Consider the following 16,580-nt stretch of genomic DNA (forward strand, 5'->3'; position numbering starts at 1 on the left):
GAAGTCCGAGCGCCCCAAAGCCGGTGCACCCCGCCGCCCGACTACTTCAGCAAAAGACGAGTCAGCACGTCCCCCGAGAGCAGCCTCCGCCGGCTCCCGCGAGCACGCGCACAAGGAGCAGCAGCGCCCTGTTGCAGGGAAGGCCGCAGTTGGGCAAAAGCACGCCGGACCGCCTAAAGGTGAGCGATTCGAAGCTGCCCGTGCAGACCGTGAGGCGCCGGCACGTCGCGCCCCTGATGCGGCACGACCAGCAGATTCCCAGAAGAGTGGCAGAAAATTCGGAGCCAAGCCTGCCGCAAGACCGGATCGCGCAGAGGTGACCGAAAAACCGTTCAGAGGGGAAGCTAAAGGTAGAAAATCTGACTTTACCGGGGCCGACCGCCACGACAAATCGTACACCAAGACGGCAACGCCGAAATCTGCATCTGGCGAGCGCCGTAAAGAGGGACTGTCGAGACAGTTGAATGCCGGCGGTTCCAAGCCTCAGGCTCGCACGGCAGGGAAACCGACGCAGGAACATCCCCAGTTGAGATCGGGGCAGACACTGGAGCTTTCGATCACCTCCATCAACGACGACGGCTTCGGGGTGGCCTACCATGAGGGTACCCGCGTACTCGTTGCGCACGCCCTGCCGGGCGAGCAGGTGGTCGTACGCGTTACCTACGTGGGGCGGCGCGAGGCGTTCGGCAATCTTTTGAAGTGCGTGAAGCCCTCTGGGGATCGCGTCAATGTCCCGCTTTGCAGCAAGGGGCGCACCTGTGACGGCTGCGGTCTCATGCAGATGCGCTACTCCTCACAGCTGGCGTGGAAAACTCAGCTTGTCCAGAGGCACATGCGCAAATACACGTCCCTCGCGCACGTCCCCGTGCACGAGACGATCGCCTCTCCGCAGGAATTCGGGTACCGCAACTCGGCGAAGCTCGTCGTCGCCGGGAAGAACGTCGATCCGGTTATTGGGATGTACAAGCGAAACAGCCACGACGTGCAGGAAAACCTCGATTGCCCCCTGCACCATCCTCTCATCAACAAGGTGGTGAAGGCTGCGAAAGTCGGGATTAAAAAGGGAAAGGTGCCGATCTACAACCCGAAGAGCGAGATGGGACTGCTGCGCTACCTGGTGGTCCGCGTCGCCCAGCCTGGCGACAAGGTTATGGTTGTCCTCGTCACCACAGAGGTTGGGTACAACGAGATACACCACCTGGCGAAGCACATCCAGAAGGAAGTGCCGGAGGTGATCGTGGTGGCACAGAACATCAACAACACCACCGGCAATGTGATCTTTGGGCAGCGCGACCGCTTCCTTACCAAGGCGCAGACCCTGCGTGCGCAGATTGGCAAGACCGCCTTTACGCTTTCGCCGCGCTCGTTTTTCCAGGTGAACAGCGGCGCCGCCCGCATCATCTACGAAAAGGTGCGCGAGCTGGCAGCGCTCAAGGGAACGGAGCGGGTGATCGATCTCTACTGCGGGATCGGCGGTATTTCCCTCCTTCTGGCGAAAGACGCCGCAGAGGTTGTGGGTATCGAAATGGTCGAATCGGCCGTCGTCGATGCGACCGAGAATGCGAAGCTGAACCGGGTGGAAAACTGCGAATTCGAAGCGGGAGACGCGGCGCGACTACTTGACGAGATCGGCAGCGAAGGGGGCGCCGACGTCATCGTACTCAACCCGCCGCGCAAGGGGTGCGATGAAAAGGTCCTGAAGAGCGCCGCCGCGCTGCAGCCGCAGAAGATGATTTATGTATCGTGCTCGCCGGAGACGCTGGCGCGCGATCTCGATATCCTTTCGCGGCACGGGTATCGGACGGTGCAGGTGCAGCCGGTAGATATGTTCCCGCAGACGGTGCATGTCGAGGATGTGGCACTACTGGAAAGGATCTAGACCTTTTTCGTCCGCAGATTACGCAGATTTTCGCAGATTTGAACCCACGCTTTGCGGTATTACGCACAGGCCGAAAGCACTGCCCCTTCCCTGCCTTTGTCAGGCAATCTGCGGAATCTGCGTAATCTGCGGATGAGATGCCTTTAGGGTCTGGTTTTAATCTGCGGTAATCTGCGTAATCTGCGGACAAAACTTTCTTTATGACGCTTATCGAAAAGGTAAAAGGTCTTTTTCCCCCGCACCTGCACCCGCGGCTTTTCATGGTCGGCGGTATGGTCCGCGACCTACTTCTCGGGGTAGAGTCGCAGGACGTGGACCTTGCCGGCGCGGTGCCACACGACGAACTCATCGCGCTCGGCTTCCGGCTGGTGCAGTCGAAAAGCACCCCGCCAATGTACTTCCGCTTCCACAGAGAGCTCGGCAAGATCGAGCTCACCCCCCTCTCCGACATCTCGGATCTCACAGACGACCTCTCGCGCCGCGACTTCACCATCAACGCCATCGCCGAGAGCCTCGACGGCACTATCGTCGATCCCCTTCGCGGCAGGGACGATCTCGCGCAGATGATCCTCAAAACGTGCAGTCCGGAAAGCCTCACCAATGACCCGGGCAGGATTTTCCGCGCCTTCCGTTTCGAGTCCGGTGGTTGGCGGCTGACAAAGGAAGATGAGGAAACCATCGCCAGCCGCGACTGGTCCGCAGACTTCGGCCGCCTGCCGGTCGAGCGCTTTTCGCAGGAGATGCTGAAGGCGCTCGGCAGGAAGGAACCCGCACTTTTCTTCCGGCGGTTGCAGGAGACGGGAACCTGCACTCCTTTTCTGCCCGAGCTCGCAAGGATGCCACACGTTCCCGCCGGCCCGGTGGAGCACCATCCGGAAGGGGATCTCCTGTCGCATTCGCTCCAGGTTCTGGAGCGGGCGGCTCAGTCGACTCCGGATGTCACGGCTCGCTTCTGCGCCTTCTTCCACGACTTCGGGAAGCTCGCCACACCGCCGGAGCTCTATCCGAAGCATCACGGGCATGAAGCTGCCGGGGCAGAAGCCGCGGTTTCCCTTTGCAGGCGGCTGAAACTTCCCGCGGCTTTGCAGCGTGCCTTGGAGTATGTCTGCAGGTCACATGGGAATGCGAACAGGTGGCAGGAGTTGCGGGTCGGCACCAAGATGCGCCTGGCGGTCGATGCGGTGAAGGGCGGGATATCGGAGATACTGCCGCTGGTGGTGGCAGCTGACTTTGGTGAGCCGCTCGATGGGTGGCACGACGCAGTGAAGATTGCGGCGCTGTCGACGGTGGAACTCGGGCTGGAGCCGGGATATTTCGACGAGGCCGGGATAGCGCCGGAAAAGCGGCAGGAGATCGTGCTGCAGCGAAGGATCGAAGCCTTCCGTAATGTTCAGAAAGGTTTGGCGGACCCCATCCCCACCCTGCCCTCCCCTTGAAAGGCTAATCCGAGAATTCCGGGGAACGCGTAGTATGTTCCAATGAAGGTCCGCACGAGGCTTCGCGTCCCCCCCCCCCTTTGCGAACGGTCTTCCGGGAATTCTGGGGAACGCGCTACAAAGAATCCGGGTGCCCCCACGCTGGAGCGTAGGCATCTTGCCTGCGATGGCGGCGCAGCCGCCACAGACCGCGCGGCTGGCGCCGCGGTACAGGCTGGGAAGCCTGTGCTCCAGCGCGGCGCCACTAGTGTCCCCTCACCTCAACGGAAGAGACCGGGCTGAATTCCCGGAATTCCCGGATGAACCTTCGCAAAGGGGGGAACGTTAGGCCTTCTGCAGTGCTTCGTGGCAATGTACCCACGCTGCGCCGGAAATCCCGTATGGCCCCTTGAAAGGGAGGGGGACTACCTACGTCCCGAAGCTTGCGCGAGCGACTCCCCCTGCTGCGTCTTTCGCTCCTTCATCCCGATTTTCAAAATTGACGAGTCGTAGATCATTTCAAACATGTGCTCGATCTTGAAAAAGGTCTCCAGCACAGTCGGGTCGAAGTGCTCGGGATGGATGCGATCGTCCCCTTTCCGAAAGACAGCCAGCGCTTCTTCGTGAGTAAACGGCGGCTTGTAGCTTCGCCGCGACCGCATTGCGTCGTAGCAGTCACATACCCGCACTATCCGCCCCGATAGCGGAATCCTCTCCCGCTTCAGATGCTTTGGGTACCCAGACCCGTCCCAGTTCTCGTGGTGCGACAGCGCAATCTCTCGCGCCATCTTCAGCCGCGGGCTGTCTCCGATTATCTCCGCGCCAAAGATCGGATGCCGGCGCATCAACTGCATCTCGCTCGGCGACAGGAGGTCTTCCTTCAAAAGAATGGTCGGAGGAATCCGGAGCTTCCCGACATCGTGCATCTGCGCCGAATACGAGATCTCCTCCACGAAACACTCGTCAAGTCCCATGTTCGCAGCAAGCGCCCCTGCGTAGCGATTCACCCGCTGGATGTGCTGCCCGGTGTCGGGCTCGGCCGCCTCGCACGCACGCGCCAGCGCCTCCACCGTGTAAATGAAGGCCTCCTCGGTGTCCTTCAGGTTGTCTGACACACTCAAGAGCGAGCCGATAGTCACAGCGGCGCCGCGCAGGACGGCGGCATCGTAGTCTGTCGCACGCCCTGGGTAGTTGAACGCCACGATGACGCCCGGAACCTCGCCGCTGATCCGGCAACTCACGAAGTTGAGGATCGATTCCTCCATCGCTGCCACCACATCGGCGTGGAAGTAGCTTTGGAAATCCTCGACACCCTCGCACACCTCCATCCAGTTCACAGCGACGGAGGTGTTCGCCTCCTCCACATTGACGAGACTGATGGCAAAACTCTGCGCGAGGCCGATGGTGATCTCCTCCGATCGTTCGACCAGCGCGCCTTGCCGCAGATGGAACACCCGTCCCTTGTAGCAATGGCAATCGGCGCCCTGTGAGGCGATGAAAACCCCGCTGGGGCCGCGCCTGCCGTTTCCTCCCAGGACCTTGCCGAGCACCTCGCGATAGAGCCGCTCGTTGGTGAAGCGCCTCCTCGAAAGCTGCTGAAGGGTCAGGTCCGTAAGCCCTAGCAGGTCGAGGGTTTGGCTTAGCGCCAGACGGGCCAGTTCGTCGTCAGACATGGCAAATCCCTTTCAGCGATTCGGATTTCTTTCCTCTTACCGCCACTTTATCGGATGCGCGGAAAAGCTTCAACAACTTATGCTTAATGAGACATGGGTCGAGGTGAACTGTAGGCCGGGATAAGCCGTAGGCGTTCCCGGCATTTGCCGCAAGGCGAAGGAGGGATGCCGGAAACGCTTCGCTTATTCCGGCCTACAAAGGCTACAGGGGCACAGAAAAAGCACTGCCCGGCAGGGAGGTCCCGGCCGGGCAGCACGATGTGGCTATCAATTTCAGTAAGACCTTAGCAGGCGGCGGCCGCCTCCACTTCCATGGCGGCAACTGCCTTCTGATATCCCGTCTCGAATGCCTTGCGGTTCAGCTCGACGAAGGCTGCGGGCACACGGGCCAAGACCGCTTTCTCGGCGCCTTCCTTCGTGACGACGCCGGTCAGCGCGACCATGGCGCCGAGTGCGACGATGTTTGCCACGATTTCGCGACCGACTTCGTTCTTCGCCGTGTTGATGATCGGGAAGGCGACGGTGTTGTAATTCCCCTCCGGAACCCGCTTCACGAGGTCGGAGTCGATCAGGAGCATCCCCCCTTCCTTCAAGTCGTGACAGTACTTGTCGGCAGCCTCCTGGGTGAGGGCAAGAAGGGCATCGACGACCGTCGCCTTCGGGTAGTCGATGGCGTCTTCGGAGATGATCACCTCCGACTTCGAGGCGCCCCCCCGCGCTTCCGGCCCGTAGCTCTGCGACTGCACCGCCTGCTTGCCGTCATAGATCGATGCGGCCTCGGCCATGATGACCCCTGCCAATATCAAGCCCTGCCCCCCGGCCCCGGAAAACCTGATTTCATATCGAGACATCGTTCCTTCTCCTTATCCTTTGCTGGCGCGCTCTATGACTTTGGCGTATTCGCTGATGTATTCCGGCTTCTCTTCCTTGTACAGCACGCCGGTCAGCACCTTCCCCTGGAGTTGCTCCGGGGTCATCTTCTCGGCAGCCTTCACCGGGACCGCGATGTCCTTCAGGCGGTTCATCATCTCGATGACCGACTTGAACTTGTTGCGCCGTCCGTAGGTCGTCGGGCAGTCGTCCAGGATCTCCACCACCGAGAACCCCTTGTGCTGCACCGCTTCCACGATGAGCTTGTCGATCTGGTTCGCGTGGTAGGCAGTGCCGCGGGCCACAAAGGTCGCGCCTGCGCCGATGGCCAGCTTTGCGATGTCGAACGCCGGATCGGGATTGCCGTACGGGGTGGTCGACGCCTTGGCACCGGTCGGGGTGCAGGGGGAGAACTGTCCACCGGTCATGCCGTAGATGTTGTTGTTCATGATGATGTACGTCATGTCGATGTTTCTGCGGCAGGCGTGGATGAAGTGGTTCCCGCCGATGGCGGTGCCGTCGCCGTCGCCACCGATGAGGATGACGTTCATCTCCGGCTTCGCCATCTTCACACCGGTAGCAAATGCAGCGGCGCGGCCGTGGGCGGTGTGCAGCGTACAGAAATCCATGTAGCCGGGGAGGCGCGAGGCGCAGCCGATGCCCGATACGATGGCGGTGTTGTTCTTCTCGAGCCCCAGGGTGTCGATGGCCCGGATGAGCCCTTTCATCACGATGCCGTGGCCGCAGCCGGGGCACCAGATGTGCGGCAGCTTGCCGCCGCGGATGTATTTGTCGTATTCAAAGGCCATCTTAGAGCACCTCCCTGATTTTCTGGGCGATCTGTCCCGGGTTGATCGGCTCGCCGTCGACGCGGAAGATGCCGTGCACCGGCGCCTTCCCTTCCACGCAGCGCTTCACTTCGCTGGTGCACATGCCGAGATTCATCTCCGGCGTGATGATCGCCTTCACCCTTGCGCCGAGTGCTGCGATCTGCTTGTCCGGGAAGGGCCAGAAGGTGCGGATGCGGAAGAGCCCCGCCTTGACCCCCTCTTTCCTGAGCTCGTTCACCGCAAAGCGGGCGGAACGGGAGGTGGAGCCGAACGCCACGACGGCGACCTCGGCGTCATCCAGGAGGTACTCCTCGAAGGTGACGATGTCGTCGATGTTGGCGGTCACCTTCCTGAGCTGGCGCTCCTCTTCGGCCTGCACCAGGGCGGCCTTCGTGGTGGGGAAACCGTCCTCGGCCTTGTTGAGGCCGGTCACGTGGAAGCGGTAGCCGGAGCCGAAGGAAGCCAGCGGCGGCACGTCGCCAAAGCGGGTGTCGTACGGCTTGTACTCTTCGGGGGGCACGCTCGGGGCAGTGCGGCTGATGACTTCAAGCTCCCCCGGCTCGGGGAAGACGATGCGCTCGCGCATGTGGCCGACGATCTCGTCCGGCATCACAAAGACCGGCATGCGGTACTTTTCGGCCAGGTTGAAGGCGCGCACCGTCTCCTCGAAAAGCTCCTGCACCGAAGCGGGGACGAGGCAGATGGCGGCATGGTCGCCATGCGTGCCCCAGCGTGCGGCCATGACGTCGGACTGGGACGGGCCGGTCGGCATTCCGGTCGAGGGGCCGCCGCGCATGACGTTGATGATGACGACGGGGACCTCGGCGATGCAGGCGTAGCCAATCAGTTCCTGCTTCAGCGAAAGACCCGGGCCGGAGGTCGCGGTTAGTACCTTCGCGCCGGTAAGGGATGCGCCGATGACGGCGGCCATCGCGCCGATCTCGTCTTCCATCTGGATGAACTTGCCGCTTCGCTTCGGGAGCTCAGCGGACAATACCTCGGCCACCTCGGTGGAGGGAGTGATGGGATAACCGGCGAAAAAGTTGCAGCCGGCATAAAGAGCGCCTTGGGCGGCGGCCTCGTTCCCCTGAAGGAACGCTACTTTCTTAGCCACGTACTACCTCCTTATTCAGACACCGTGATGGCAAAATCGGGACATCTGAGCTCGCACTGCATGCACTTGATGCACGCCTCCAGGTTCTTCACGCTCGCCACGAACCCCTTCATTTCCAGGACCTTCGTGGGGCAAAATTCCACACAGATGTGGCATCCCTTGCAGTACTTCTCAATGATTTCTATTTTAGGTAACTTCTTTTCCATGCTACCGGCTCCTTTGGCGTAACTGCTTGTAAGATCGGCAATTAGGCTCTCTTATAGCATATACAGTATACATATGGCAAGAAGACGTTTCCCGACGCTCCGTAAGGAAAAAAGGGGGGTATCCCCGCTCCCTCCGGCCTTACTGGCGGCGCCCCCAGGGGCGCCACCATGAAGACACGGGGACTGGCTCCTTTGTTAAAAGGTGCCTGTCCCCCTCCTATCCTGCACCACTGCACCACCCCTACTTCATGCTGTCGACCAGTTCCTTCACGGCAGCGACGGAGCTGTCGAAGAGCGCCTGCTCTTCCGCATCGAGGGAGAATTCCACGATCCGCTCCACGCCACCGGCGCCAAGGACGCACGGTACGCCGATGTAGTAGCCGTCGACGCCGAACTCGCCGTGCAGCATGGCGCACGCCGGCAGAAGCCGCTTCTGGTCGCGAAGGATCGCCTCCGCCATGCAGATGGCGCTGGAAGCGGGCGAGTAGAATGCGCTGCCGGTCTTCAGAAGGCCCACGACCTCCCCCCCGGCGTTCTGGGTGCGCTTGATGATGGCGGCCATGACTTCCTTCGCCTTTTTCGGGTCGTTGTACTTGCGCTCCAGCATCTCCATGACCGGGATGCCGTTCACGTTGGCGTAGCGCACGATCGGCACCATGGTGTCGCCGTGACCGCCGAGGACCATGGCGTTGACGTCGCGCACCGATACACCCAGCTCCCAGGCGATGAAAGAAGCGAAACGGGCCGAGTCGAGCACACCGGCCATGCCGATGACGCGGTTGGAGGGGAAACCGGTCACCCTCTGGCACAGGGTGACCATCGCGTCGAGCGGGTTGGAGATGACGAGGACAAAGGCATCGGGCGCATTGTCGCGGATCCCTTCCGCCACCGACTGCATGATCTTCGCATTGGTGGAGATGAGGTCGTCGCGGCTCATCCCCGGCTTGCGCGGCAGCCCGGCGGTGATGATGACTATGTCGGACCCCTTGATGGCGGTGAAATCGTTCGCCCCGCCCACGGAGACGTCGAAGTTGTCCACCGGGGACGCCTCGGCGATATCGAGCGTTTTCCCCTGCGGGAGCCCTTCCACGATGTCGAAAAGGACCACGTCGCCAAGTTCGCGCTGCGCTGCGAGTTGGGCCAGTACTCCTCCTATCTGCCCCCCGCCGATCAAAGAGATCTTTCTTCTTGCCATTTTTCGCCTCCTGTTGATTTGACCTGTCCCGGATCGCCTTCTGCTCGTTATAGCGGAAGATCGCCGATATTCCACACGGTCAGGATACATTAAATGCGTCCGCCGCCTCGTGCGAGGCGGCTTCTGCCATAACATGACTGCATATTCACCGAAAGCGGCCTACATATTCTCTATCAGGGCGTCTGCGAACTCGGAGCACTTGAGGAGGGTGGAGCCGGGCATCATGCGCTCGAAGTCGTAGGTGACGCGTTTCTGGGTGATGGTCTTGTCGATGGCGGAGACGATCATGTCGGCTGCCTCCTGCCACCCCATGTGCTCCAGCATCATGACGCCGGAGAGGATCACGGAGCCGGGGTTAACCTTGTCGAGGTTCGCGTACTTCGGCGCGGTCCCGTGGGTCGCCTCGAAGATGGCGTGACCGGTCACGTAGTTGATGTTGGCGCCGGGGGCGATGCCGATGCCGCCGACCTGTGCCGCGAGGGCGTCGGAGAGGAAATCCCCTTCCAGGTTCATGGTGGCGATGACGTCGAACTCTTTTGCGCGGGTGAGCACCTGCTGCAGCGCGATGTCGGCGATGGCGTCCTTGATCATCAGGAGCTTCTTCCACTGGCCGTTTCCGTGGGTCGGCATGAGGGTGAGCGCCTGCTCCACCTCTTTGACGATCTTTTCCTGCTGCTTCGGACTCATCATGTCGAAACCGGGGTCGATAAGACGGGCGTTCTCCTCGGCGGAAAGGGAGCCGTTCCTGTCCTGGTTGTCGATGATCCAGCTCTCCCGCTCGGTGACGATCTGGCTGCGGAACTCGTTCACCGCGATGCCGTACCCCCAGTCCTTGAAGGCGCCCTCGGTGAACTTCATGATGTTCCCCTTGTGCACCAGGGTCACGGAACGGCGCTTGTGGTCCAGCGCATACTGGATGGCGGCCCGGCAGAGGCGCTCGGAGCCTTCCTTGGAGATCGGCTTGATCCCGATGGAAGAGGTCTCCGGGAAGCGGATCTTGTTGACCCCCATCTCCTCCATGAGGAACTTCTTCACCTTGTCGCACTCGGCCGTGCCGACCATCCACTCGATACCGGCGTAGATGTCCTCGGTATTCTCGCGGAAGATGACCATGTCCACGTCCTCAGGCTTCTTCACCGGCGAGGGAACCCCCTGGAAGTAGCGAACGGGACGCAGACAGACGTACAGGTCGAGCAGCTGGCGCAGAGCCACGTTGAGGGAGCGGATGCCGCCGCCGATCGGTGTGGTGAGCGGTCCCTTGATCCCCACCAAAAATTCCTGGAAGGCGTCCACCGTCTCCTGCGGGAGCCAGGCCTGGTCCCCCATCTCACCCCTGAAGAGGTTGAACGCCTTCTCGCCGGCGTACACCTCCATCCAGCTGATCTTCTTCTTGCCGCCGTAAGCCTTCTCGACTGCAGCGTCGAATACGCGCACGGAAGCCTTCCAGATGTCGACGCCGGTACCGTCCCCCTCGATGAAGGGGATGATCGGATTATCGGGCACGTCGAGCACACCCTGCTTCATGGTGATCTTTCCGCCGGCGGGAACTTTCACATGTGTGTAGGCCATCTCCTCTCCTTTCAAACCTTTTGATGTCTGTAAAATCGGGTGTTTGCGCGATTTGCAGGTGATTATAACACGCCGTTGCCGCATCCCGGAAATCGGAAATTTTTGTATACAGTATACAAAGGTATGGGGGGTGTCAAGGGGGAAATCTTGACAGCGTTTTATGAAGGAGAAAGAGGCATTTACCTCTGATCAGGCTGGAGCGCTGAAGCGGGGCGACCGGCTGGCTGCCGATCGGGGGGCGGATTGTCAAAGAAAGCAGGTTAACCGATGCAGTAGCTGTCGGCACGATCAGGAAGGATAAAAGAAGGGCCGCAGGCGTCGCGCCCTCTCAAAGGGAGGGACAGGGTGGTTAATGTAGTCCACCCCAGACGCAGCCGCCCACCAGGGAATGCCGGAAACGCTAGCGCTTATTCCGGCCTACAAATGCAAGTGCGCCCCCCCATGGAGTCCCCTCCCTTTCAAGGGGAGGGACAGGGTGGGGATGGGAACCTAATGCAGCGGCCTCTCCAGCGCATACCTCCGAGCCTCGGCGACATCGTCGCGGCTGGAGTTACGTGGCACGCGCAGCACCTGCCCCGGCCAGAGGTGGCGCGGATCGCTGATCTGGTCGCGGTTTGCCCGGTACAGCAGGGGCCAGAGGTTGCGGTCGTTGTACACCTCCGGCTGCGCCGCGATGAGCGGCAACGACTGCCCTCTCCTCACCGTGTAGGAGGTGACGGGACGCTGCTCCTTCACGGGCTTCACCCTTTTGCGCGCAGCCTCGGCGGCCGCCTTGGCAGCTGCCTCCTCCGCAGCCTTTTGCTGCAGAAGCCGCGCCGCCTCCTCGAGCTCGATCTCCTTCTCCTTGCGCCGCTCCTCCGCGACGCGAGCAGCTTCCTCCGCAAGACGCGCGCGCTCCTCAGCGCGCCGGGCGGCCTCCGCCTCCGCTTTTTTGCGCACCATCGTTGCCTCCTGCTGGGCGAGGAGGAAGTACTTCTCAGCCTCCTTTTTCTCACCTTTTTGCAGGAGCTCTTCGGCTTTGAGGAAAGTGTCGCGGGCGGTGCGGTATTCGGCGGGGTAGATCTCTTCCGCCTTGGCGGCGGTGGCGCGATCCAGTGACGTGCGCGCCTCAGGGCGCCAGAGCGGCGGTGTGACCGCGCAGGCGCCTGCTGAGGCGATGATGAGGAGAAATATGAGGTGGCGCAGGGCCCTCAAGGCGCCGGCCCCTACTGCTTGGCCAGTCGGATGCCGAGTTCCCGCAGCTGCAGCGGGTCCACACCGGAAGGAGCCTCGGACATAAGGCAGGCGCCCTTCTGCGTCTTGGGGAATGCGATGACGTCGCGGATCGAGTCACTGCCGGTAAGAAGCATCATGAGACGGTCGAGGCCGAAGGCGATTCCGCCGTGCGGAGGGGTGCCGTACTCGAGGGCGTCGAGGAGGAAGCCGAACTTGCCGCGGGCGTTCTCGTCGGAGAGCCCCAGCATCTTGAACATGAGGGACTGCACCTCTTCCTGATGGATCCTGATGGAGCCGCCGCCGACCTCGTTGCCGTTCAGGACGAGATCGTATGCCTTCGCGCGGCAGCGACCCGGATCGCTCTCCACGTACTCCAGGTCCTCGTCCATCGGTGCGGTGAACGGGTGATGCACCGCGCACCATCTCTTCTCGTCGGCGTCCCACTCAAGGAGGGGGAAGTCGGTGATCCAGACGAAGCGGTAGTCGTTGGGGTCGGTGAGGCCAAGCTTCGCGGCGAGGTGGTTTCTCAGGCGCCCGAGGGAGTCGTTCACCACCTTCGGCTTGTCCGCCACGAAGAGGAGGAGGTCCCCCTTCTCTGCGCCGAAAGCCTGGTCCAGAGAAGCGATCTCTTCGGGAGTGAAGAATTTGGCGATCGGAGACTGCCACCCTTCCTCGGTCATCTTTACGTAGGCGAGCCCCTTCGCGCCGTAGATCTTCGCGAACTCGGTGAGGTCGTCGATCTCCTTGCGGCTCATGGAGGCGGCGCCCTTCACGTTCATACCCTTCACGATCCCGCCGCCCTTCACGATGTCGGCGAAAACCTTGAAGCCGGAGTTGACCACGAGATCGGAGAGCTCGACGAGCTCGAGGCCGAAGCGAAGGTCCGGGTTGTCGACGCCGAAACGGCGAATCGCCTCGGCATAGGTCATGCGCTGGATCGGGAGCTGCACCTGGACACCTTTCGCTTCGGCGAAGATGCGGGCCATGAGCCCTTCCATGACGGAGATGATGTCCTCGCGGTCGATAAAGGACATCTCGCAGTCGATCTGGGTGAATTCAGGCTGGCGATCGGCGCGCAGGTCCTCGTCGCGGAAGCAGCGCACGATCTGGAAATAGCGGTCGAAGCCGGAAACCATGAGGATCTGCTTGAAGAGCTGCGGGGACTGCGGGAGCGCGTAGAAATCACCCTTGTTGATGCGGGAGGGGACCAGGAAGTCGCGCGCCCCTTCCGGAGTGGACTTGGTGAGGAACGGCGTCTCGATTTCCAGGAAGCCGTTGTCCGTGAGGTACTGGCGGGTGAGCTGGGCGACCTTGGAGCGCAGAATCATGTTCCCCTGCAGCGTCGCGGTTCTCAGGTCGAGGTAGCGGTGCTTCAGGCGGATGTTTTCATTGACGTCCACGAAACCGTCGAGGGTAAAGGGAAGCGCTTTGGAGGAGTTGAGAAGCCTGCACTCAGTGACGAGGATCTCCACTTCGCCGGTCTTCATCTTGGGGTTGACGGTACCTTCGGGGCGCGGGGAGACGGTACCCTTGATGGCGAGGACGAATTCGCTGCGGACGGTTTCCGCCTTCGCGTGGGACTCCGGGGACCTCTCCGGATCGAACACAACCTGGGCAACCCCTTCACGGTCGCGCAGATCGACGAAGATCAGGCCGCCGTGGTCGCGCCGGCGTGCCGCCCACCCCATAAGAACCACCTCTTGTCCCACGTTTTGCGCGGTAAGCTCACCACAGTAGCTGCTTCTCTTCCAATCGCCCAGAAAATCTATCATTAAAGAACCTCCTTGAAATATACGGGGGACAAAAATCGGATTACTATACCCAAAAGTGTAGGCCGGTTCAACCTAAAAGGTCCAGCCGACGCGGCCGGAGGAAAAGAGGGCTCCTTTACCGGCAAAGAGGCATTGGATGTCTAGATGAAGGTTCGAGGAGGCCGACGGGGACATATGGGGACGTTGTAGGCCGGGATAAGCCGCAGGCGTTCCCGGCGCTGGCGCAAGCCGATCACTTCGGCACCTTTTGCCGGAAACGCTCCGCTTATTCCGGCCTACATCTCGCACAACCTCTGGAGGAGGCGGATTACCTGCTCGCTCCCCACCTCGGTGACGCTTCTGGAGAGCACGATTCAAATCCCCCCTGTCCCCCCTTCGCAAAGGGGGGAACGTGAGGCGTCGCTCACTCCCATGGAGGCACATAAACCGAGGTTTCCCGAAATTCCCGGATCCCAAAAAAAGAAGGGGAAGATGGTCAACATCTTCCCCTACCCTGCTTTCCTGAACTGTTTCGTTCCCTCTGCCTTGTTCCCTGTTACGCTCTCTTGTACTCTTCCTCGCGTTTGGTCACGTAGGCGCTGCACTTCATCTGGGCGAAACGCAGGTGTTCCAGCATCGCTTCGCGCGAACCCTCCAGATCCTTCGCCGCAATCATCTCGTAAATGCGGCGATGATGGCCGTAAAGGGTGCGATGGTCCTCCTGGGTGAGATAGACGGCGCGCCACACATCGCGCTGGAACTCCTGCATCGCGTCAAAGATGCTTTGCATCATGTGGAGCCATACGACGTTGTGCGTCGCCTTCGCCACCAGGATGTGAAAGTGGGCGTCCAGATCCTCGGAAGGCTTCAGATCCGTCAGGTTGGACTCCATTCCCTTCACGATTACTTCAAGGCGGCGCACGTCATCGGGCAGCGCCCTCTGCGCCGCGTACCATGAAGTCCACGACTCGATCCCCTGGCGCACCTCGATGACGTCGAGAGCCCGGTCCGCCTCGATCCTGATGAGCTCGGAGAGAGGCATCCCCGCCGCGCTCTCCAGCAGGGAGCGGACGACAGTTCCCCCGCCCTGGTGCGTCTCCACAAGGCCTGACGCCACGAGAGCATTCAGCGCTTCGCGAACAGATGGGCGCGACACGCCGAACATCTCCGCCAGCTCGCGCTCGGGGGGGAGCCGGTCACCGGGATTGAATTCACCCGCGAGAATAGAGGACCGGATCTGCTCCGCTATCTGTGTCGATACCTTTTTTGGTTTTATCGGCTTAAATGTCATAGGGTGCAGATACTATATTAATGGAGCCGAGGCAATAGAAAACAAGTGAATGAAGGAAAATGGTGAAGGTAATAGGTTGCACTTTCCGGCGGTTAGGCATCAAAGCCTTCCGCAGTCTCAGCATACTGTCGACAATGCAGGCACTCGAGCCGGGATGAAATGTAGGCCGGAATAAGCGGAGCGTTTCCGGCATCGCACTTTGCACCCGCATCATCTGCCGGGAACGCCTGCGGCTTATCCCGGCCTACATGCACAAGGTGCACAAGGCTTCATAGCCCCATAGTCCCTGCTACTTCCGGTACTTTCGACTTACCCCTTCACGCCCCCCTTGAGGCTCATCGCCAGAAGCTCGGTCAGGTGCAGCACCTTGATCGGCTCTTCTTCCGATTCCAGCGCCTGCTTCAACTGCAGCAGGCAGCCGGGGTTCCCGGTCACCAGGTACTTCGCGCCGGTCTTGCGAACGCGGTCGACCTTGCGGCGCAGGACCTTGTCAGCCATCTCCGGCTTCTCGATGTTGTACGTGCCGGCACTCCCGCAGCAGGCATCCGGATCTTCCATCTCGCGGAACTCCAGCCCCGGGATCATCTTCAGCAGGGTGCGTGGCTCGAGGCGGATTCCCTGGCAGTGAGCGATGTGGCAGGCATCGTGATACGTCACCGCCAGCGGAAGCGATTTCAACTCCTTCGCCAGAGCCTCTTTCTCCGCCGCGAGAACCTGCGAGATGTCCCGAACTTTCGAGCTGAAGGCAGCGGCGCTGACATCGCCGTGCAGGTGCTCACCGTACTTTTTCAGCTCCGCGCCGCACCCGCCGCAATCGGTGACGATGAAGTCGAGGTCGTAGCCGGAGAAGAGATCGGTATTGAAGCGAGCGGCCTCCAGAAGACCTTCCTTGTCCAGTCCGAGCATGTTCGGCGCTCCGCAGCACTTCTGCGCCTTCGGCGTGATGACCCGGTATCCGAGACGCGAGAGAAGCTCCACGGTGGCAAAGCTCGCCTCGCTGAAAAGAAGGCTCATGACGCAGCCGAGGAAGAAACCTACCGTCCCCTTCTCTTTTCCCACCGCCGGTGTCACTTCCTGGAGGGTCTGGCGCAGCGGTGCGGACGGCAACTTCGGAAGGAGTTTCTCCATCCGCTGCAGCTGCGGAGGGAACATCTTCATGACCCCGAGGCTGCGCACCATCTTTTGCAGTCCCACGCGCTGGTACACGCGAAGCGGCACCATGGAAGCCTCGAGACGGTCCGGGTGCGGCACCAGGTCCCTTAGCACGATCTTCTCCATGCGCGAAAGACCCTTCTCCGCTTTCCTCTCGCAGCGCATCTCGGCCACCAGTTCACCTGCATTGACACCGCAGGGACAGGCGGAGGCGCAGGCCTGGCAGTCGAGGCAAAGGGAAAGGTACTCCATGAGCTTCTCGCTCTCGGGGAGCTCCCCCTCCTCGAATTTCCTCACCAGGGCGACGCGGCCGCGGGGAGAGGCTGTTTCCAGAAAGGTTTCCTTGTAGGTGGGGCAATGCGGCAGGCACATCCCACAACGCATGCAGTTGATAAGCTTCAGGTAATCCATGGTCAGACT

At 61.1% G+C, this 16,580-nt stretch carries 13 protein-coding genes; 2 read left to right on the forward strand and 11 right to left on the reverse strand.

The window, feature by feature from the left end:
* Positions 1-526 precede the first annotated feature (526 nt).
* Both rlmD and LPW11_RS20610 read left to right on the forward strand, forming a co-directional pair.
* Positions 527-1,879 (forward strand): 23S rRNA (uracil(1939)-C(5))-methyltransferase RlmD, encoded by a 1,353-nt coding sequence (gene rlmD, locus LPW11_RS20605; protein WP_230995744.1) that lies wholly within the window; start codon positions 527-529, stop codon positions 1,877-1,879.
* A 200-nt stretch (positions 1,880-2,079) separates the two neighbouring features.
* Entirely contained in the window at positions 2,080-3,315 is a 1,236-nt protein-coding gene (locus LPW11_RS20610; protein ID WP_230995745.1) for an HD domain-containing protein, read from the forward strand.
* A 404-nt stretch (positions 3,316-3,719) separates the two neighbouring features.
* On the opposite strand, the gene LPW11_RS20615 is transcribed toward LPW11_RS20610, so the two are convergent.
* From LPW11_RS20615 to LPW11_RS20665, 11 genes are all read right to left on the reverse strand, one after another.
* Positions 3,720-4,967: an HD-GYP domain-containing protein gene (locus LPW11_RS20615; protein WP_230995746.1), complete on the reverse strand. Its 1,248-nt coding sequence runs from the start codon at positions 4,965-4,967 to the stop codon at positions 3,720-3,722.
* A 284-nt stretch (positions 4,968-5,251) separates the two neighbouring features.
* A complete protein-coding gene (locus tag LPW11_RS20620; protein ID WP_230995747.1) occupies positions 5,252-5,818 on the reverse strand; it encodes a 2-oxoacid:acceptor oxidoreductase family protein in 567 nt (188 codons plus the stop codon).
* A gap of 12 nt (positions 5,819-5,830) precedes the next feature.
* Positions 5,831-6,646 (reverse strand): 2-oxoacid:ferredoxin oxidoreductase subunit beta, encoded by an 816-nt coding sequence (locus tag LPW11_RS20625; protein WP_230995748.1) that lies wholly within the window; start codon positions 6,644-6,646, stop codon positions 5,831-5,833.
* Between the two features lies 1 nt (position 6,647).
* The gene (locus tag LPW11_RS20630) at positions 6,648-7,781 is read right to left on the reverse strand and encodes a 2-oxoacid:acceptor oxidoreductase subunit alpha (protein ID WP_230995749.1); all 1,134 of its coding nucleotides are present in this window, start codon (positions 7,779-7,781) and stop codon (positions 6,648-6,650) included.
* A gap of 11 nt (positions 7,782-7,792) precedes the next feature.
* Positions 7,793-7,987 (reverse strand): 4Fe-4S binding protein, encoded by a 195-nt coding sequence (locus LPW11_RS20635; protein WP_230995750.1) that lies wholly within the window; start codon positions 7,985-7,987, stop codon positions 7,793-7,795.
* A gap of 241 nt (positions 7,988-8,228) precedes the next feature.
* A complete protein-coding gene (gene mdh / locus LPW11_RS20640) occupies positions 8,229-9,182 on the reverse strand; it encodes a malate dehydrogenase (RefSeq protein WP_230995751.1) in 954 nt (317 codons plus the stop codon).
* Positions 9,183-9,341: 159 nt separating this feature from the next.
* Positions 9,342-10,751, reverse strand: coding sequence for an NADP-dependent isocitrate dehydrogenase (icd, locus tag LPW11_RS20645; RefSeq protein WP_230995752.1), 1,410 nt, complete (start codon positions 10,749-10,751; stop codon positions 9,342-9,344).
* Between the two features lie 489 nt (positions 10,752-11,240).
* Complete coding sequence (locus tag LPW11_RS20650; protein ID WP_230995753.1) at positions 11,241-11,945, reverse strand: DUF4398 domain-containing protein; 705 nt, start codon at positions 11,943-11,945, stop codon at positions 11,241-11,243.
* Between the two features lie 11 nt (positions 11,946-11,956).
* Positions 11,957-13,738, reverse strand: coding sequence for an aspartate--tRNA ligase (aspS, locus tag LPW11_RS20655; RefSeq protein WP_230995754.1), 1,782 nt, complete (start codon positions 13,736-13,738; stop codon positions 11,957-11,959).
* Between the two features lie 535 nt (positions 13,739-14,273).
* Entirely contained in the window at positions 14,274-15,008 is a 735-nt protein-coding gene (locus LPW11_RS20660; RefSeq protein WP_230995755.1) for a FadR/GntR family transcriptional regulator, read from the reverse strand.
* 309 nt (positions 15,009-15,317) lie between these two features.
* Positions 15,318-16,571 carry a (Fe-S)-binding protein gene (locus tag LPW11_RS20665; RefSeq protein WP_230995756.1) on the reverse strand — a complete coding sequence of 418 codons (1,254 nt, stop codon included), beginning with the start codon at positions 16,569-16,571 and terminating at the stop codon, positions 15,318-15,320.
* Positions 16,572-16,580 lie beyond the last annotated feature (9 nt).

Source organism: Geomonas sp. RF6, assembly GCF_021044625.1.
Lineage (GTDB): Bacteria > Desulfobacterota > Desulfuromonadia > Geobacterales > Geobacteraceae > RF6.